At 71.2% G+C, this 18,118-nt stretch carries 13 protein-coding genes; 7 read left to right on the top strand and 6 right to left on the bottom strand.

All coding sequences use genetic code 11. The annotated features are described in order from the left end of the window. Window positions 1-35 precede the first annotated feature (35 nt). Both O0S08_RS34505 and O0S08_RS34500 read right to left on the bottom strand, forming a co-directional pair. Window positions 36-1,529 carry an alpha/beta hydrolase family protein gene (locus O0S08_RS34505; protein WP_269033692.1) on the bottom strand — a complete coding sequence of 498 codons (1,494 nt, stop codon included), beginning with the start codon at window positions 1,527-1,529 and terminating at the stop codon, window positions 36-38. 193 nt (window positions 1,530-1,722) lie between these two features. Next, window positions 1,723-2,829 (bottom strand): hypothetical protein, encoded by a 1,107-nt coding sequence (locus O0S08_RS34500; protein ID WP_269033691.1) that lies wholly within the window; start codon window positions 2,827-2,829, stop codon window positions 1,723-1,725. Window positions 2,830-3,267: 438 nt separating this feature from the next. Between O0S08_RS34500 and O0S08_RS34495 the strand changes: the two genes are divergently transcribed. Further along, window positions 3,268-6,342 (top strand): serine/threonine-protein kinase, encoded by a 3,075-nt coding sequence (locus O0S08_RS34495; protein ID WP_269033690.1) that lies wholly within the window; start codon window positions 3,268-3,270, stop codon window positions 6,340-6,342. Window positions 6,343-6,699: 357 nt separating this feature from the next. After that, entirely contained in the window at window positions 6,700-7,284 is a 585-nt protein-coding gene (locus tag O0S08_RS34490) for a hypothetical protein (protein WP_269033689.1), read from the top strand. Between the two features lie 48 nt (window positions 7,285-7,332). Here O0S08_RS34490 and O0S08_RS34485 read toward each other — a convergent pair whose 3' ends face one another. Both O0S08_RS34485 and O0S08_RS34480 read right to left on the bottom strand, forming a co-directional pair. Then, on the bottom strand, window positions 7,333-8,787 hold the full coding sequence (locus O0S08_RS34485) for a carotenoid oxygenase family protein (RefSeq protein ID WP_269033688.1): 1,455 nt from the start codon (window positions 8,785-8,787) through the stop codon (window positions 7,333-7,335). A gap of 161 nt (window positions 8,788-8,948) precedes the next feature. After that, window positions 8,949-9,512 (bottom strand): hypothetical protein, encoded by a 564-nt coding sequence (locus O0S08_RS34480; RefSeq protein WP_269033687.1) that lies wholly within the window; start codon window positions 9,510-9,512, stop codon window positions 8,949-8,951. A 216-nt stretch (window positions 9,513-9,728) separates the two neighbouring features. On the opposite strand from O0S08_RS34480, the gene O0S08_RS34475 reads away from it, so the two are divergent. Continuing rightward, window positions 9,729-10,577: a tetratricopeptide repeat protein gene (locus O0S08_RS34475; protein ID WP_269033686.1), complete on the top strand. Its 849-nt coding sequence runs from the start codon at window positions 9,729-9,731 to the stop codon at window positions 10,575-10,577. Window positions 10,578-10,655: 78 nt separating this feature from the next. Here the strand turns inward: O0S08_RS34475 and O0S08_RS34470 are convergent, their stop codons facing one another. Continuing rightward, window positions 10,656-12,119 carry a flavin-containing monooxygenase gene (locus O0S08_RS34470; RefSeq protein WP_269033685.1) on the bottom strand — a complete coding sequence of 488 codons (1,464 nt, stop codon included), beginning with the start codon at window positions 12,117-12,119 and terminating at the stop codon, window positions 10,656-10,658. 81 nt (window positions 12,120-12,200) lie between these two features. Here O0S08_RS34470 and O0S08_RS34465 point away from each other — a divergent pair, with 81 nt between their 5' ends. After that, window positions 12,201-13,061 carry an SDR family NAD(P)-dependent oxidoreductase gene (locus O0S08_RS34465; RefSeq protein ID WP_269033684.1) on the top strand — a complete coding sequence of 287 codons (861 nt, stop codon included), beginning with the start codon at window positions 12,201-12,203 and terminating at the stop codon, window positions 13,059-13,061. Further along, the gene (locus tag O0S08_RS34460) at window positions 13,058-13,708 is read left to right on the top strand and encodes a TetR/AcrR family transcriptional regulator (protein WP_269033683.1); all 651 of its coding nucleotides are present in this window, start codon (window positions 13,058-13,060) and stop codon (window positions 13,706-13,708) included. Before O0S08_RS34465 ends, O0S08_RS34460 begins: the two co-directional genes overlap by 4 nt. A gap of 75 nt (window positions 13,709-13,783) precedes the next feature. Here the strand turns inward: O0S08_RS34460 and O0S08_RS34455 are convergent, their stop codons facing one another. Further along, the gene (locus tag O0S08_RS34455; protein WP_269033682.1) at window positions 13,784-15,307 is read right to left on the bottom strand and encodes a serine/threonine-protein kinase; all 1,524 of its coding nucleotides are present in this window, start codon (window positions 15,305-15,307) and stop codon (window positions 13,784-13,786) included. Between the two features lie 266 nt (window positions 15,308-15,573). Here O0S08_RS34455 and O0S08_RS34450 point away from each other — a divergent pair, with 266 nt between their 5' ends. Next, window positions 15,574-16,434: a hypothetical protein gene (locus O0S08_RS34450; RefSeq protein WP_269033681.1), complete on the top strand. Its 861-nt coding sequence runs from the start codon at window positions 15,574-15,576 to the stop codon at window positions 16,432-16,434. 52 nt (window positions 16,435-16,486) lie between these two features. Continuing rightward, window positions 16,487-18,010: a hypothetical protein gene (locus tag O0S08_RS34445; protein ID WP_269033680.1), complete on the top strand. Its 1,524-nt coding sequence runs from the start codon at window positions 16,487-16,489 to the stop codon at window positions 18,008-18,010. Window positions 18,011-18,118: the final 108 nt, after the last annotated feature.

The raw sequence follows: 18,118 nt of genomic DNA, 5'->3' as shown, positions 1-18,118 counted from the left end.
GGGTCGAGCCTGGGGCTCTGCGACGGGCCGCGATCTCACGGCGGGTCGGGGAGGCCGGTCTCGAGCTGCGTGCGCAGGCTGTTCGCGTCGAAGGCGGTGCTCCAGACCTCGTTGACGGCGGTCGCCAGGACGTCGGCGCTCGGCTGGAGCTGGTTGGTCTCGGCGACCAGCGTCTGGAGGCGCGGGTCGGCGAGCTCGCGCAGGCGCGGGACGATCCACGCGACGTCCTTGCCCGCCTTCTGCTCGGCGAGGACGAGCTGGAGGTGGAGGACCAGCGAGGGCCCGCTCGTCAGCGAATAGACGTTCGTGGCCTCGGGCGGCGCGAGCGAGAGGGCCAGGGCGGCGTAGGTGTAGATGAGGACGCTCGGGACCAGGCCCTCGCCGGCGAAGGGGCCGTGGGTCATCGTCGCCTTCCCGAGGTCGAGCGGCGTGGCGCGCGGCCAGTAGATCGGCTCGACGTTCGCGCACGCGGCCGCGAGGCCCTGCGTCTGCGTGACCGGGATGATCGCGTCCCAGGTGTCGTGCGGGACAATGATCGTACCCGGCAGGCCCGGACACAGGCCGGCGTGGGTGTACGGCCCGGCGGGCGCGCCGTCGGGCGGGGTACCGAGAATCGGGGTCGCGCGCCGCCAGTACGGCGAATAGAAGCCCGTCACCATGCCGGGGTTCGCCGAGGCCATCAGAAAGGTGTCGGTCGACCAGGTCCAGAGGTCGACGAAGTCCGAGGGCGCGGAGATCGGCACGACCGTCCGCGGGGCGGCGTCCGGCGGGGCCTGGCTCGCGCCGAACAGCGCCATCATCCCGCCCCAGCTCGAGCCGAACGCGCCGATCCGCTCGAGGTCGATCTCGTCGGGCCGCGTGCGGGCGAACGCGTAGGGCGCGACCGCGTCGAGGACGTCGTCCGCGAGGGTGCCGCCGGCGTAGAAGCGGCCATACGCGTGAATGGCCGCGAAGCCGTTGAACGCCCACACGTTGTTGGAGCCGACCGCCTCCGCTGGATCTTGCAACTGGTAGGCGACGCTGTCCTGGTCGTTGTAATTGGGGGCGTCGACGTCCGGGTGGGCGCCGTCGCCCATGGCAGCCCAGCGCTCGTCGACCTCCTCGCCGGTCCAGTCGATCCCGGCGTACGGCTGGGTCTGGATGACGAGCGGCGCCCTGGCGGCCGGCCCGTGCTGGTAGAGCAGGTACGAGCGGCCGCCGTCCGGACGCTCGGCGCGGATGAACTCGACCGTGACCTCGGTGTTGTTGAGGGGGAAGGCCTGCTCCGCGAGCGTGACGAACTGCCACTCGCCAGTGGGCTCGTCGGTGGTCGCGTCCGTGGCGGCGGTGCTCGTGACGTCGCCGCCCGTCGCGGTCGTACCCGTGGGGACCGGGCCCGTGTCGTCGCCGCTCGTCGGGCTCGTGCTCGTGGCGTCGTTCGTGGCCGCCTTCGTCGTGCCCGCTCCGCCGTCGCTCGCCGACGCCGCCGGGTCGCCCCCGCAGGCCGCGAGGGTGAGGACGAGGAGGGCGATGCGGCCAGGATGCTGCATGACGCCCGACTCTACCGGCTCCGCCGCGGAGTGTCACGCGCGCGGCCGCGGGCGCACGAGGATGCTCCGCGGTCACGCGCGCGGGTGCGGGTGCAGGTTGAAGAGGCCGCTGCGATCGCGCGGGTGAACGACCTCGTCCGCGCGGAACTTCGCCGCGCACGAAGAGGTCGTCACCCTCGCCGGGCGCGACGCGTCAGTTCTGGACCTTGACGCCGAGCACGGCGTAGTCGTCGAGGTCCGTCTCGTCGCAGTGCGGCAGATCGTCCCAGCCGAGCAGGGTGAGCACCGGGTCGACCACGTAGCGGTGGAGGCCGGTCGTCAGCGGGCCGCCGCGGCAGGCCGCGCCCTCCTCGCCGTAGCCGGCCTCGATGTCCCAGTGACTGTCGGAGGTCCAGGTGAAGAGGCCGCCGATCGGGTCGTGGGGCGAGATCTGCTGGCCGGGGACCGTGCGCGAGGCGCCGTCGTACCAGGCCATCCACATGAGCAGCATCGGCGTGCGCTGGCTCGGGTCGAGGCCGCGGGTGACGGTCGCGTCGTAGAACGCGTTGAGGCGGTACTGGCCCTTCGACACGGCGCCGTTGAGGCAGCCGTTGATGAACTTGCCCGCGGCGAGCTCGATGCTCGGCGTGCCGCCGCTGAGGTCGAGCACGACGTTGGGGCTCAGCACGGAGCTGAACTTGTAATCGACGCCGAGCTCGCCGCCTTCGTTCTCGTTCGGGCAGGTGTGGTACCAGTCGTCGAGCGCCTCGCTCTCCGGATAGGTGTCGGTGTCCGGCGGCACGATGTTGGTGAGGAACACGTAGCGGCAGATCGAGAGCGAGGACTCGTAGAGGCCGGGCTCGCACTCGACGTCGGCGATCTTCAGCTCGGCGGCGATCTGCGGCCGCTCGGAGTCGTGAGGGCGGACGTAGATGAAGAAGGTCGCGCCCTCGACCGCCTCGCCGGAGATCACCGTGTTGGACACCGACCCCTGCAGCCGGAGCTCGCCGTTGTCGCCGACCACGTACTGATCGACCGACTCGAGCGTCCCGCCGAAGTCGGCGACGATGCCCTCGATCCGCACGTCGGAGGTCGCGTTGTCGGCCGCCAGGTTGCGGGTCATCGCCAGGTTGCTGACGTAGTGGTCGCCGATCTTCGAGGTGTTTTCGATGGGCGGAGGGCAGGACGGGTCGCAGTCCCGGAAGGCGACGGCGCCGTCGCCGTCGGCGGCGAACTCCGGCCCGAGAGCGTCATCGCAGGCGACGCCGAGGGTGAACGTGGAAGCGAGGAGGAGAGAGAGTCTGTGTGTCGTGGTGCTCATGGTAGTGCCCGAACTACATCGGGGAGGTGATCGCGGGCCGCGGATCAATTTCGCCGGCTCGAGTTTTTTCGCCGAACCCCCTCGAACCGAAACCGACGGGGCACGGGCGGCGAATCACCCGCGATCGCCGACGAACCTCGCAGGCGCGCGCCGGTCCGGCGCTCGGATCCAATGCAGGAGTGATGGCGGTCGGGCGGGCGCTCGAGGCGTGAGCGTGGCCGCCACGAACCGCGGGCGGCCACGCGGGCTCGCCGGTCGAATCCCGGCGCGGGCGGGTGATCGTGATGGGTGGTGAGGCACCGCGCGCCCGGGTTTCCGTCACGGCTTCGATCGATGCCTCACGCGCGCTGACGCACGAGGCGCGAGCGAGCGCCGGGTGCCCTCGATCCGGCGGACCCACCGTGATTCGGCCACACTAACCGGCGGAGTCGACCTTCCTTGGCCAGCGACGAAGGTACCCGCGACGAGGTCGAGGGATCCAGCGAGCGTACGCCCGCGGTCCGCGGCGACAGCGACACGCTGCCGCGCGCGATGGCGTCGCTGAAGCAGGACGAAGACCCGCTCGACAAGAAGCTGGTCAAGCGGGCCCTGTTCCCGCGCCGGACCACGCCGGTCCAGATCGGTCGCTTCCAGATCCTGAGCCTCGTCGGCCGCGGCGGCATGGGCGTCGTCTACGCGGCCTATGACGACCAGCTCGACCGAAAGGTCGCGGTCAAGGTGCTGCTCGCGGACTCGGCCCGCGATCCGGTGCTGGCCCGCAATCGACTGATGCGCGAGGCGCAGGCGATGGCGCGGCTGTCCCACGCCAGCATCGTCACTGTCCACGAGGTCGGGCAGGACAACGGCCAGGTGTTCGTGGCCATGGAGTTCGTCCGCGGGACCACGCTCGAGGCGTGGGCGCAGCAGGACCGCCCCTGGCGCGAGGTCCTGGCCACCTTCGTCCGCGCCGGCCGCGGCCTCGAGGCCGCCCACCGGGCGGGCCTCATCCACCGCGACTTCAAGCCCGCCAACGTGATGGTCGGCGACGACGGCGCGGTCAAGGTGCTGGACTTCGGCCTGGCGCGCGCGGCCGACGACGTCGCGCAGGCGCCGTCCGACCTGCCGCGGCACATCGCGCAGAGCGACTCGCACCTGGCCCCGCTCACGCGCACGGGGACGGTCCTCGGCACGCCGGCGTATATGTCCCCGGAGGCGCATCGCGGCGAGTCGTCGACCGCGGCGAGCGACCAGTTCAGCTTCTGCGTGTCGCTGTACCAGTGCCTCTACGGCGCGCCGCCGTTCGACACGACGTCGCTGGCGACGCTGCTCGCCGACCTGCGCCGCGGCCGGGTGGCGCCGCCGCCCGCGGGCACGCCGGTGCCGGCGTGGGTCCATCGAGCGATCCGCCGCGGCCTGTCGCTCGCGCCGGAGGACCGCTTCCCGTCGATGACCGCGCTGCTCGCCGCGCTCGAGCGCGACCCGGGCGCGGCCTACCGCCGATGGATCGCGCTGGCGGTCACTGCGGCGGTCACCGCGGTCGCCGGCTTCTTCGCCGCGGACCGCGGCGGCGTCGAGACGCAGCGCTGCCCCGACGCGTCGGCCGAGCTCGCGGGCGTGTGGGACGACGCCCGCGCGACGGCCGTCCGCGCGGCGCTCTCGGCCATCGACACCCCGGCGGCCGCGGACGCGCTGGCGACCGTGCTGCCGCGGATGGACGCCTACGCGGCGGCGTGGGTAGCGATGCGCAACGAGGCCTGCCTCACCCACGCCGAGGCGCGGCAGTCGGCGCCGATGTTCGACCTCCGCACCGCCTGCCTCGACCAGCGCCGCGCCGGCCTCGACGCGCTGGCCGCCGCGCTCACGCAGGTCGACGCCGCCGGTCTCGACAGCGTCGTGCAGGCGAGCGCCGAGCTACCCGTGCTCGACCGCTGCGCCGACGTGGAGGCGCTGACCGCCGACATCCCGCCGCCCGACGATCCGCGGCTGAGCCTGCGCGTCCAGGCCCACCGCGAGACCCTCGCGCGCGCGCAGGTCCGCGAGGACGCCGGGCAGTACGCGCTCGGCCGGACCCTGGTCGAAGATGTCCTCGCGGACAGCTCTACGCTGGTCTACGAGCCGCTGCGCGCCGAGGCGCTGCTGCGCGCGGGCAGCCTGGCGATGGAGGCGGGCGATCACGCGGCGGCCGAGCAGGCGTTCTCCAGCGCGATGCTGGCGGCCCTCGGCTCCGATCACGACGCGGTCGCCGCGGTCGCCAGCTCGAAGCACGCCTTCCTGCGCGCGGTGCCGCTGAACCAGCTCGCCCAGGCGCGGGCCGAGCTCCCGCTGGCGACCGCGCTCAACCTCCGCGTGCGCCGCGAGGTCGACCTGTACGCCGAGTTCCTCACCAACCTCGGCGCGGTCGAGGCCACCGGCCACGAGCTGGCCGCGGCCCGCCAGCACTGGGAGGAGGCCGTGGCGCTGCTCGAGAGCCACGGCCGCGGCGAGACGATCCAGAGCCTCAACACCCAGGCCAACCTCGGCTGGCTGGCCGATGCCGAGCGCCGCGACGAGGACATGATCGCGATTTACACGCGCACCGCGGCGCTGTCCGAGCGGCTCCTCGGGCCGCACCACGCGGTGCACATGCGCCGCGCGTTCTACCTCGCGGGCGGCCTCGGGAAGCTCGGGCGGCCGCGCGAGGCGATCCGGCGCTTGATCGAGCTCGAGCGGCGCTTCAGCCCGGTCGGCAACGACTACGTGCACGGGATGTTCCTGCACAAGCTGGCGATGCTCGAGATCGACGAGGGCCAGCTGGCGGCCGCGCGCGAGCACCTCGACCGTGCGTACAAGGAAGTGCCCGAGACGTCGTGGGTGTTCGACGAGGTGCTGTGCGAGCGCGTGCACCTGCTCGGGGTCGAGGGCGATGCGGCCGGGATGCAGCTCGAGTACGACCGCGCGCTGGCGCGGCTGCCCGCGCCGCCCGACCCGCTCGGCCGCCAGTACCCCTGCTTGCTGTACAACCGCGCGCGGGCCCTCGACGCGCTCGGGCGCACGGCCGAGGCGCTGGCGCCGCTGGAGGAGCGGCTCGCGGCGCTGACCCCGACCGAGCGGACGATCGACATCGCGGACGTGTCGCTGCTGCTCGGCGAGCTGCGGCACAAGCTCGGCCTGCTCGACGAGGCCGAGGCCGACCTCCGGCGGGCGCTCACGAGTTACGAGCGCGTCGTCCCGCCGGGCAACCTGAAGATCGCCCGCAACCTGCTCGCGCTCGCCGAGCTGTCGCTGACCCGCCGCCGCTTCGAGGACGCGACCGACCTCGCCGCCCAGGCGCTGGCGATGTACGCCGCAGTCGCCGAGCCCGATCACCTGCCGGTGGCCCGGGCCCGCTTCGCCCGCGCGCAGGCGCTGACCGGGGAGGCGACCGCGGCCCCGGCAGAGGCGCGGGCGGAGGCGGAGGCGGCGCTGGCGATCTGGCGCGCCAAGTCGCGGACCGAGGACGTCCAGCGCTCGCTGAGCTGGCTCGCCGCGCACCCGCCGGCCGCGTCGGGGCGGTGAGGGTTGTCCTTTTGGACATGTTTGTTCGAACATGTCCTAAAATATTGGATGGTCGACTCGTTCGAGGTCGCGGTGCGAGAGCTCGCGCCCTGTACCTCGCGAAGGTTGAGCGGTCGTGCGCGGTGCGACAGGCTCCCTCGACTGCGCTGCGCGGTCGGGGCGTTGAACCAGGATGAGAAGTCGATCCGTCGGTGCTATGACTCGTTCGTGGCCAGAGCAGCACGAGACGCATGGACCGGCCCGATTCGGTCGCTCGTGGCGGTCGCCGTGCTCGTGGCGTGCCGCGCCGCTCCTGCCGAAACGGACGCTCCCGGGCAGCAGATCGGCGCAGAGCCGCCAGACACGGAGTCGAGCGCGGTGGACCGAGCCCGATCGCTCATCGTCGCCGATCGCGGCGTCTCCCACGCGTCCGAACAGGTGAGGCTCGTCGCGTCGTGGCGCTCGGGCGTCGATCCCCGCGGCGTGGTCGTCGTGTTCCCGGCGAGCTCCTCGATGCCCCCGGAGCTGGCCGAGGTCGCCAACCGCTTCCTCGACGCAGGTTTGAACCACGCCCTCGTGGAGCCTTCGCCGCGGCCGCTCGCCCTCCGCGTCGACGTGGCGGCGATGATCGCCAACGACAAGGGCCTGGGTCATCGCCAGCGGATCGAGCAAGGCGCCGCGAGGCAGGCCGTCATGACCGTGTTCATGCTCGACGATCGCGACGTCGCCGAAGCCCTCGCGGTGCTGCGCGCACGTCCTCCGTTCGGGGTCCAGGCGGCGATCGTCCTCACGGGGTCCGGAGCGCCGCGGCGACACGTGATCGCGAACGACACGGCGGTCCCGCTGCGTGTGCTCGAGCTTCCGACACCCGACGAGGAACACCTCGACGAGGCCGCGTGGGCGGAGATCCTCCGCTTCCTCGACGAGGTGGAGCGCGACCTGCCCGGCCAGCACCAGGAGTGACGCCTGCGTGATCCGTCGCCGGCTCGACCGGTGACGCACGGCGGAAGATCAGGCCGCGCTCCAGGTCGCGTGCGTGCCGCTGGCGATCCGTTCGGGCAGGCGCACGCGGGCGACCGGGCCGGCGGCGACGTCGTGGGCGGCGAAGATCTGGCACTCGGAGACGTCGCGGATCGTGTCGCTGACGAAGGTGACGATCCAGGCGTCGTCCTCGCCGGCGGCGCCGGGGCGCGGGGCGACTGCGACCTCGCTGGCGTAGACGCCGTCCTCGAAGCCGAAGCGGCGCTCGCGGCCGGTGACGAGGTCGGTGTGGAGGATGCCGTCGAACAGGAACCACCCGGGCCGGCCGGTCATCGACCAGACGTGGCGGTGACGGACGCCGGCGACGCGCGGGTCGATCGACGGGAACTCGGTCAGGGTCGGCGAGAGGTCCTCCTCGCGGCAGGCGCCGGTGACGAGGTTCATCCGCCAGCGCCGCAGCGACGGCCGCAGGCTGGCGATGTCGACCTGGCGCATCAGCCAGGCGTACTCGCCGTGCAGCTCGGGCTGCGGGCGCGGCATCGGGTCGCGCTGGGCGTAGCCGTCGAGCACGAGCTCGTCGCCGTCCTCGTGGGCGTTGACGAAGTGGAGGACGTAGGTGGCGGCGGCCTCGAACCATCGCACCTCGTCCGTGCGGCCGCGCCGCGGCAGCACTGCGAAGCGCGAGGGCATGGCGGGGTCCCAGCGCGGGCGGTGGATCCCGCGGGGCAGGAGCGCGGGGTCCCAGAAGATCGGGAAGTCGCCGAAGACGACGAAGCGCTCCGACAGGGCCATGTCGTGCGGCAGGCGCGGGCCGGGCAGCGGGACCGCGACGTCGTGCACGCGCTCGCCGTGAGCGTCGACGACGCCGTAATGCAGGTAGGGCGCGGCCTTGCCGTAGCGGAAGTAGTGGAGCTCGCCGGTCCGCGCGCAGACCTTCGGGTGCGCCGAGATGCCGGTGTCCTGCGGGACCCACGGCTCGGCGCCGAGGTGCTCCATCGTCTCGGCGTCGAAGGCGTAGGCGTCACCGCACTGGTAATGGGTCGAGAGGACGCGGCCGCGGTGGACGATCACGTCGGTGCTCGAGGCGTCCTTCATGCCGCCGCGCGCGCCCCAGCCGGGGTGCCGGGACAGGCGCGGGTCCTCGGCGATGCCGGCGTACTGCGGGCCGCCGGCCGCGAGCTCCTGGGCGAGCGCGCGGGTCGGGACCATCCGGTTACGGTAGCGGGCGCGGCCGCCGGCGAAGCGGATCGCGTGGAGCATGCCGTCGCCGTCGAACGGGTGGTAGCGCTCGAAGGCAGGGACGAGCGGGTTCTCGGTGTTGCGGACGTAGAGGCCGGCGAGGTCGTCCGGGATCGCGCCCTCTACGACGTCGAGGTCGTCGGCGTCCCACTCGTTCAACTGCGGTCGCCAGGCGCCGGTGCGATAGGGGTGGGCGTCGTCCTCCGGGAGGAGGGAGGTCCAGGTGCGGTGGATCGTGGCCTTCATGCGTCGTCCCGCTCGCGGACATGATGCGCCGCGAGCGGTGATGCGGGGAAGACCCTCGTCGCCCAGGCTTGGCAGTGGCGCCCCGAGTTCGCATGCGTCCGTCACCGCGCGTCGGAGGTCGCTCTGCGACCGAGCTCGACCGCGATTCGCTGCGGTCCGCGCTACTCGACCTGCAGCACGCCGCGGACCGTCATCGAGGATCCGTCGGCGGTGGGGATCCCCGGCAGGTCGACCTCGAGAGCATAGGGGCCCGGCGGCAAGGCAGGGCCCGGCTCCCACGGGGTATGAGTCACCCACCTGAAGCCGTTCGCGTCCGGCCCGGGATCCATCGGCACCCACCGCCGCGCCTCGAGCTCCTCCTCGAACCGGAGCGTCGCCCCGGGTTCGAGGTCGACCGCGAGACCTTCGGCCGGACAGACCGATTCGCCCTCGACCTCGGGCGGGAGGGTCGAGGTCCCGTCCGCGGCGCGCACGTGATGTCGCAACGAGCAGTTCAAGATCAGCCGAACCCGTCGCTGGCCGGCATTGGTGAGGCGCACGGCGAAACGCGCGAGGGCCCCCGAGGGGACCACCACGCGCTCCGGTACGAGCTCCGCCCGGAGCGAGGGCGTCGGGGTCCCCTGCTCCGACGACTCTCCGTGGGAGCAACGCTGCTTCACGCTTGCGACGGTCTCCTCGTCGGCGACCACGCATTGCTGGCTGAGCCGGTCCGTCTCCGCGGCCAACGACGCGAGTCGGTCGATTCGAGGTGGCTGTCGATCGGGCGGTCGTGAGCCGGCGCAGCCGACCAGCGCCATGAACATCCCGACCGACAGGCGAGCGCGAAGCAGAGCCATCCTCGCCGTCGAGGATGGCCCACGACGCGCCGAGAGGGAAGTCGAGGCGATCCAGGGGTTGGCCGAGGACTCGGCGGGCGATTTCACCTGTGGTAGCCAGGTACCATGACAGATTCCGCCGAAGCGTCCCAGGTCGCCCTCGCGCTCGAGACCATCAGCCGCGCGTACCTGTCGGAAGGCAATTACACCGCGGCCGAGGCGGCGCTGCGCTCGTGCATCGACGCCTGGGTCCAGGGGCTCGGCACCCGGCGACATGCGAGCGTCGCCGAGAGCCTCGACCTGTTGGCGATCGCGCTGGTGCAGCAGGGCAAGCTCGAGGAGGCGGAGACGATCCTGCGCGAGAGCGTCGACGTGAAGGTCGAGGTCCTCGGCGGGCCCGCGCACGAGGCGGTCGCCAACTCGCTCCACGGCCTGGGCGAAGCGCTCGCGCGCCAGGGGAAGTTCGAGGAGGCCATGAAGGTGTTCCACGCGAGCCTCGAGGCGCTGCATCGCGCGACCGGGACGGAGTGGCCGGCGGACGCGGGCCCGACGCTGCAGGCCCTGGCGATGGTGCACGTGAACCTCGGGCAGTACGCCCAGGCCGAAGAAGCCTGGCACCGCAAGGTCGAGCTCGGCGAGCGCCTGCACGGCACCCCCGCCAACGTCGAGACGATCCCGGCGCTCGGGATGCTCGCGCAGCTGTGCCTCCGTCGCGTGCAGCGCCCCGCGGACGCGCTGCGGTTCAGCGCGCAGGCGTGGCAGGCGGCCCTGGCGGGCCAGCTGTGGGAGCACGCGCTGCAGATCGGGCCGGTGCACCTGGCGTGTCTGGCGAGCAACGGGCAGCCGGCGGCGGCGATCGAGGAGGCCGTCCGCGCGCTGATCGTGGTGATCGACCGCTTCCCCGAGGGCCACCCCGGGCGGTCGCACACGATCGCCGAGCTGCAGCGGCTCTACCCCGGACCGGGGAACGGATAGAGCGAGCGCTTCGGTGATACGCGCGTCGGAGCTTCGTGTCGCGGAGGGGGTCGCGTTCGTTGCGGCCGATTCGGGCCTTCACGCGGGCGGGCTCGAGAAACGCATCGCCTTGTCGGTCACCGGCCCGAGGCGCAGGGCGAGGAGGTCGGTCGGGTAGTTCATCCGCAGGCGCCACGGCGCGCGCTCGCCCTGCTTCGGCAGCATCGCCAGCGAGCGGAGCACGTAGCCGGCGCCGAAGTCGAGCAGCGGCCGCTCGCTCATGGTCGCGTCGTCGTTGATCGGCACGCACTGGCGGTGGCCGCGGGCGTCCATGTGCTTGAGCAGGCGGCAGACGTACTCGCCGGTCAGGTCGGCCTTGAGCGTCCACGAGGCGTTGGTGTAGCCGATCGCGAACGCGAAGTTGGGCACGCCCTCGAGCATCAGACCCTTGTAGGCCTTGCGCGCGGAGACCTGGACCTCCTCGCCGTCGACGAACATGCGGATCCCGCCGAACAGCAGCAGGTTGAGGCCGGTCGCGGTGACGATGATGTCGGCCGCGAGCTCGGCCCCGGACTTCAGGCGCAGGCCGTGCTCGGTGAAGGTCTCGAGCTCGTCGGTGACCACCGACGCCCGGCCGCGGCGGATCGCCTTGAAAAAATCGCCGTCGGGCGCGAGGCACAGCCGCTGGTCCCACGGGTCGTAGCGCGGGGTGAAGTGACGATCGATGTCGTAACCGGCCGGCAGCTGGCGCTCGAGCGCCCGCCGCAGCAACCGCTTGATCACCTCGGGGCGGCGGCGCGAGGTCTGATAGATGCCGAGCTGGAAGAGGATGTTCTTCCAGCGCACCGCGGCCGCGGCGGCGCTCTCCGGCAGCCAGCGGCGCAGCGAGCCGGCGATGCGATCGTGGGTCGGCAGGCTGGAGATCCACGTCGGCGAGCGCTGCAGCATCGTCACGTGCTCGGCGGTCTCGGCCAGCGCCGGGACGAGCGTGACCGCGGTCGCGCCGCTGCCGATGACGACGACGCGCTTGCCGGCGTGGTCGAGGTCGGCCGGCCAGTGCTGCGGGTGGACGATGCGACCCTCGAAGCGCTCGGTGCCGGCGAAGCGCGGGGTGTAGCCCTCGTCGTAGCGGTAGTAGCCGGTGCAGCCGAGCAGGAAGTCGCAGGTGAGCTGGAGCTCCTCGCCGGTGTCGCTGCGGACGACGTCGACGGTCCAGCGCGCGTCGGGCGAGGAGTAGCGAGCGGCGACGACGCGGTGGTGGAAGCGGATCTTGCGGTCGATGCCGTACTCGGCCGCGGTGTCCCGCAGGTACCGCAGGATCGACGGGCCGTCGGCGATCGCCCGCGCCTCGGTCCACGGGCGGAAGCTGTAGCCGAGAGTGTGCATGTCCGAGTCGGAGCGGACGCCGGGGTAACGGAACAGGTCCCACGTGCCGCCGAGGTCGGCCCGGCCCTCGAGCAGCGCGAAGCGCTTGCCCGGGCACCCGTGCTGCAAGTGGTAGGCGGCGCCGATGCCGGACAGGCCGGCGCCGATGATCAGCACGTCGAGGTGTTCGCGCGTCATGACCTCGACATTCTTCGACACCGTGTCGAGTCTGTCAACATGGTGTTGATTGTCGACCCGAGATGGCCCAGAATGACCGCCATGAGCACGTTTCACGGGAAAGTGGCGGCGGTGACCGGAGCGGGGTCGGGCATCGGGCGGGCGCTGGCGCTGGGCCTGGCGCGACGGGGGGCGCGGCTGGCGCTGTCGGACGTCGACGAGGTCGGGCTCGCCGAGACCGCCCGCGTCGCCCGCACGCTCGCGGCCGAGGTCGACGCGGCGCGGCTCGACGTCAGCGACGGCGAGGCGGTGAAGGCGTACGCGACCGCGGTCGCGGCCCGCTTCGGCGCGGTGCATCAGATCTACAACAACGCCGGGATCGCGTTCTCTCGCTCGGTGATCGACTCGACGAGCGAGGACTACGAGCGAGTGCTCGCGGTCAACCTGTGGGGCGTCATCCACGGGACGCGGGCCTTCCTGCCGCACCTCGTGGCGTCGGGCGACGGGCACGTCGTCAACATCTCGAGCCTCAACGGCTTCATGGCGCAGGGCCAGATGAGCCACTACTGCGCCGCGAAGTTCGCGGTCCGCGGCTTCACCGAGTCGCTGCGGATCGAGATGCTGGCGGCGGGGTTGCCGGTGTGCGTCACCGTCGTGCATCCTGGCGGCGTGAAGACCAACATCGCCAGCGCCGCGCTCGCGCGGGCCCGGGCGGCGGGGCGCGCGGTGACCGGCGAAGACGAGGCGCGCGAGCGGATGTACAACGAGAAGTTGCTGACGCTGAGCCCCGACCGCGCGGCCGAGACGATCCTCGCCGGCGTGGCGCGCGACCAGGCGCGGGTGCTGGTCGGCAACGACGCGCGCGTGGTCGATGTCCTGGTGCGGGCGTTCCCCGTCGCCTATCAGCGCGCCGCGGTGGCGCTCGGTCGCCGGCTGACCGCGGCGGTGCGGGGCCCGCGATGAGCGAGGGCAAGGACCGCCCGTCGCGCGCACGCCGGGCCCGCCGCACGAGCGGCGACGACCGCGAACAGGCGATCCTGGCCAGCTTCGAGGAATTGCTCGAGCGGCGAGCGCTGCCCGAGATCTCGATCGACGACATCGCCCGCGGCGCCGGCATCTCGCGGCCGACGTTCTATTTCTACTTCCCGTCGAAGGACGCGGTGCTGCTGTCGCTGCTCGATCGGATGGTCGAGCAGGCGCGAGCCGAACGCGACGCGGCGCTCGCCGAGGCGGCAGGCGACCCGGCCCGCGCGTGGCGAGCGGCGATCGAGACGTACTACCGGATCTTCCGCGCCCACCGGGCCGTCAGCGTGGCGGCCGCGGACGCGCGAGTGACCAACCCCGAGGTCCGCGCGCTGTGGTCGCAGGTCATGACGGGCCTCGTCGAGGAGACCGCCGCCGCGATCGAGGCCGAGCGAGCGCGCGGCGCTGCCCGCAGCGAGGTACCGGCGCGAGACCTCGCGGTCGCGCTGAACTGGATGAACGAGAGGGTGCTCCACGCAGGCTTCGCCGGCCACGCGCCGATGATCGACGAGGCGCGGGTGGTGGACGTGCTGCTCGAGATCTGGCTGGCGGCGATCTACGGCGGCTGCCCGCCGACCACGAGCTGACGACGCAGCTCGGCGGCGGGCGCGGCCCGGGCCGAGCAGGTCGATCGGCGCCTCGCGGCCACGAGTCGGAGGCGGCTAGAGATGCATCTTCTCCCCGTACCTGGCCCGTCCGGAGGGGAAGGCCGCGCTCCGGACGGCGTCCGCGAGGCAGCGACCGAGTGGGTCGTGGACGGAAGGGATCGAGCGATTGACCTTTCCATCGATCCCGACTGCATAATCGATCGTGATCTTCGCGCCGCCCTCGGCGTTGAACTTACGGCGACAGCCCGCGGCGTCTTTGTTGATTCGGGCGGTGGGACCGGCCGAGGTGTCGGACTTCGCCGGTTTCGCGCCGAGCTTCCGAGTCTGCTGTTTCCGCGGCTCGGCGACTGCCTCGACCCCCGGCGGCGCCGGCGGTTCGAGCACCGGCGGTGCGACCGGGGGCTCCGGCGCGGCCTGGACCGGGTCGGGCGACGGGTCGATCGGGACTCGCTCGACCTCGGGAGGAGGGGGCACGAGCGTCTCCGCGGACGACGGAGAGGCCGACGCGCCCTCGTCTGGTCGGGCGAACATCACGGCCACGAGGGCGCCCGCGAGGACGACCCCGCCGACGCCGACGAGAGTCCTGATTCGCCGCGAGGCACCGGCTCTCTCCGGCGAATCAGGCGCTCTCGGTGGCGCTCCCGGGAGGCTCACCAGCGCCGCCGTCAGCTCGGTCGTCCTGGCGTGGGCGCCTGATTCCACCGCCTTGCCGGTCCACCGAATCGTCGGATCGGTCGAATCGTGCTCGTTGCTCCGGCCGTGGAGCGCGCTGTTCAGGGCTTGCTCGATCTCCAGCATCGACTGAAAGCGCTCCTCGGGTCGCTTCGCCAGCGCCTTGAGGACGATCGCCTCGAGCGCCGGCGTGATCCCGGCCTCGGGGGCGAGCGTCGACGGAGGCGGCGGAGGAGTCATGCAGTGATGGGTCGTCACCTGAACCGCATCGCCGCGGAACGGGAGCCGCCCGGTGAGCATCTTGAACAGCAAGACCCCGAAAGAATAGACATCCGCGCGATGATCGACCGACCCGTCGAGGATCTGCTCGGGCGCCATGTAACTCGGAGTACCCAGAGTGACCCCCGTCCCCGTCAGCTCGGAGCCATCCACCGGCCGGGCGATGCCGAAGTCGAGCAGCTTGACGACCTCGCCGCCGTCTTGCCGCGCGAGGAAGACGTTCGGGGGCTTCAGGTCGCGGTGGACGAGGCCGGCCCGGTGGACCTGATTCAGGGCGCGGGCGAGTTGAATCGCCCAGGACAGACATTCATGCAGGCCATAGGGGCGTTCGACGCGGGCGCGCATCCGCGTATCGAGGTCCTCCCCCGCGAGGAACTCCATCACGAAGAACACGCCGGCCGGCTCCTCGCCATAGGCGAAGATGCTCACGATATTGGGATGCGAGAGCTGGGCCATGATCTGGGCCTCCCGCAGGAATCGGTCGACGTGCGAGCGCTCTCGGGCCAAATGCGGGTGGAGCGCCTTGAGCGCGCACTGTCGGCGCAAGCGGGTCTCTTCGGCGAGGTACACGCTGCCCATGCCGCCCCCGCCGAGCCGGCGGACGACCCGATACCGTCCGTCGAACAACACCCCAATGAGAGGATCTGGCGCGATTTCGGCGTCCACGCCCGATCTTTTTTACACCTGTCGCTCGTATGCCTGCAACCATTCCGCCGCGCGGACGAGTGCGCCGATTCGAGCGGGCGGCCAGGGACGATGTCGCGCCGGCGAACGAACGACGGATCGGCGCACAAGCGCTCGTTGCTCGCGGGCGCCGTCCCATGATAGATTGCCTCGTGTTCGCGCGATGGCTGACAAGTGCTCATTTGGGGCCATGGGATGCTGTGCCCTCTTTGAGAAATCGCGTCATCGGCTTCGGCCTTTCGATCTCACTGGCCGTTCTTGCGCCGATTCCGGCGGCGGCTGCCGGGCCGCCTCCGAAGATCGATTCGGCGGCGGCCGCCCTCGACGCCGCGCACCTCGCGGCGCAAACCCTCTACGACGCGGGAAAGTTCCTGCCGGCGGCGCGGACATGGACGGACGCGGTCGAGATGGTTCCGGAGACGCAAGAGACCCGGGCGCAGCGGAGGAGCTTCTACGAGTACATCGCCGACGCCTATCGGCGCGCCGAGCCGAACGGGGTCAAGGAGGACGTCATCCGCGAAGCGCTGGCCGTGTTCGACCGCTATGCCGCGCAGCTGGCAGAGGCCTACGGGCCGACGCCGCTGCCCGACGCGGTCCGAGAGTTGCGCGACAGGTATCGCATCATGGTCGACGCGTACGATGCGCGGCGTCAGGCCGAGGAGGCCGCGAAATTGTACGTACCGGCGCCAGCGGTCGCATCGCCGCCTCCGAGCCCGCGACCCGTGAAGCCCTGGAAGGGGCTCGCAGCGGCCGGCGGGGTCTCGCTGGGGGGCGGCGTCGGCATGTTGGCGCTGTTCGCCGCGGGCGTCGCGCGGGCCGACGTCGTCGAGCGCCAGATCGAAGACCCCGCCAACGGTTGCTATCGACCGCCCGAGGGGCTCTGCGCGGAGATCGATGACAGGGGACGGGCGGCGAACAACCTCGCGGTCGCCGGGCTGGTCGTCGGCCCGCTGCTCGTCGGAGCAGGCGCGGCGTTGCTCGCCGTGGCGGCTCGTCGCCGCGCCGCGGGCAAGGCCGCCCCGGTCCTCGGCCGGAACACGGCCGGTTTCGTCTGGTCGTTTCATTTCTGATTCGAAGGAGCTCGCCGTGTCTTCGCCACCGAGACGTCTGCTCCATGGAGCCGTGATTCTGCGCAGAGGAGCCCGGTGGGCCGCGGCGCCGTGGGTGATGGCGGCTTCTCTCGCGCTCGGTTGCTTCTACAACCCGACGTTGCAGGACAAGCCGGGCTCGACGTCCGCGATCGACACCACCGACGCTCCGAGCTCGGACACCGAACCCTCTGCGCTCACGTCGAGCACGACGACGAGCGCGACGACGGGCACGACGACGAGCACGACGACGAGCTCCTCGGCCGGCAGCGAGTCGGAGTCGGCCACCGAGGCGAGCTCGAGCTCGTCCTCCGCGGGCGGTCCCGAGTGTGACCCGAACAACCCGAAAGACCTGGCTTGCGGAGATCTGTACTGCGTCGCCGGCCAGTGCGTCGGGTGCACGTCGTTGCCGGCCGAAACGCCCTGCGCCGCCGTCGATGCGCTGGCTCCCGTGTGCGACGCCGCGAGCGACAAGTGCGTCGAGTGCACGCCGGACGACGCGCAGTTGTGCAGCGGTGACACGCCGGCCTGCGATCCCCTGACGAACAAGTGTGTCCCGTGCACCGAACACGCGCAGTGCCCCGACTCGGCGTGCGACATCCTGGAGGGGGCCTGTTTTCCGGACGAACCGGAGGCGGTCGTCTACGTACAAGGCAGCAATGTCGATTGTCAGGCGAAGACCGGCCTGAGCGAGGATTCGGCGTTCTGCAAATTGACGGATGTGCCCTCCGAGCTGCCGAAGGTCACGATCCGCCTGATCTCCGGCACTCAAGCTCCCGGGGGGCTGTCGATTGACGAAGGGAAGGCGGTGGCCATCGTCAAGCACAAATCGTTGACGCCCGAGATCAACGGCGCCAACATTATTGGCCCGACCCTGACGGTTTCCAATAGCCGATTGTATCTGTCATCCGTAAAGCTCCGCTTCGCTTCAATCTCGCTGGTCAAGTGTACGGCGGGGAGGTTCTACGCCCATGATACTTTCTGGGAAGGAAATAATATCAATAACGCGCTGGCGATCGATGCGTCGTCCTGTGATGTGTCTATTCATCGCGCAAGAATCGCGCGGTGTGGGGCGGGGTTAAAGTTGTCGGGCGGAAATCTTTGGATCGAGAACAGCTTCATCCTCGACAGCGGTGCTCAGGGGGCGCAGCAGCCCGCGTTCCACTTCCTCAATGGCGCCAAAGCTCTCATCACGTACTCGACCATCGCGCGAAATCGACTGATTAATGGCGTTTCGACGTTCGCGTGTAACGGGGATATGCATGAAGTCCTGGTGCGAAACTCTGCCGTCGTCGGAGTCGCCGAGTTCGTCGACTCGGAATGCGGCCAAGGGCTCACCTTCCAGCACAGTGTGATGTACGAGGCGGTCGACGAGGACGATGTCAATAATGTCATGACCGAGTGGTTCAACGCGCCGGTGGAAGACGTGTATACCCCCAAGAACGGCCCCCTTGAAGACAAGGCGATGTGGGAGGAAGGGGATCCCCGGTTCGACTTCTTCATGCAGCCGATCGCCACGGACAAGCCCACTTTCGCCGGCGCCCGGCAGCCCCTCTAGACGCCGAAGAGCGCCAGCGCCTGGCCGTGGGCGATCGGGCCGGCGGCGTCACCCCGGGGGATTTGGCCCGCGGCCGACCGCCGGGGGCCCTGCGCGACCCGCGAGACG

This window comes from Nannocystis punicea (genome assembly GCF_026965555.1).
Lineage (GTDB): Bacteria > Myxococcota_A > Polyangia > Nannocystales > Nannocystaceae > Nannocystis > Nannocystis punicea.
The sequence above is the reverse complement of the archived record's forward strand: the minus strand, read 5'-3'. Positions and strand labels throughout refer to the sequence as shown.

What these genes read in the sequence shown, in the direction of transcription:
- O0S08_RS34500 (WP_269033691.1), bottom strand. Translation starts at nt 2,829, where the DNA reads ATGAGCACCACGACACACAGACTCTCTCTCCTCCTCGCTTCCACGTTC.
- O0S08_RS34505 (WP_269033692.1), bottom strand. Translation starts at nt 1,529, where the DNA reads ATGCAGCATCCTGGCCGCATCGCCCTCCTCGTCCTCACCCTCGCGGCC.
- O0S08_RS34470 (WP_269033685.1), bottom strand. Translation starts at nt 12,119, where the DNA reads ATGACGCGCGAACACCTCGACGTGCTGATCATCGGCGCCGGCCTGTCC.
- O0S08_RS34465 (WP_269033684.1), top strand. Translation starts at nt 12,201, where the DNA reads ATGAGCACGTTTCACGGGAAAGTGGCGGCGGTGACCGGAGCGGGGTCG.
- O0S08_RS34485 (WP_269033688.1), bottom strand. Translation starts at nt 8,787, where the DNA reads ATGAAGGCCACGATCCACCGCACCTGGACCTCCCTCCTCCCGGAGGAC.
- O0S08_RS34475 (WP_269033686.1), top strand. Translation starts at nt 9,729, where the DNA reads ATGACAGATTCCGCCGAAGCGTCCCAGGTCGCCCTCGCGCTCGAGACC.
- O0S08_RS34460 (WP_269033683.1), top strand. Translation starts at nt 13,058, where the DNA reads ATGAGCGAGGGCAAGGACCGCCCGTCGCGCGCACGCCGGGCCCGCCGC.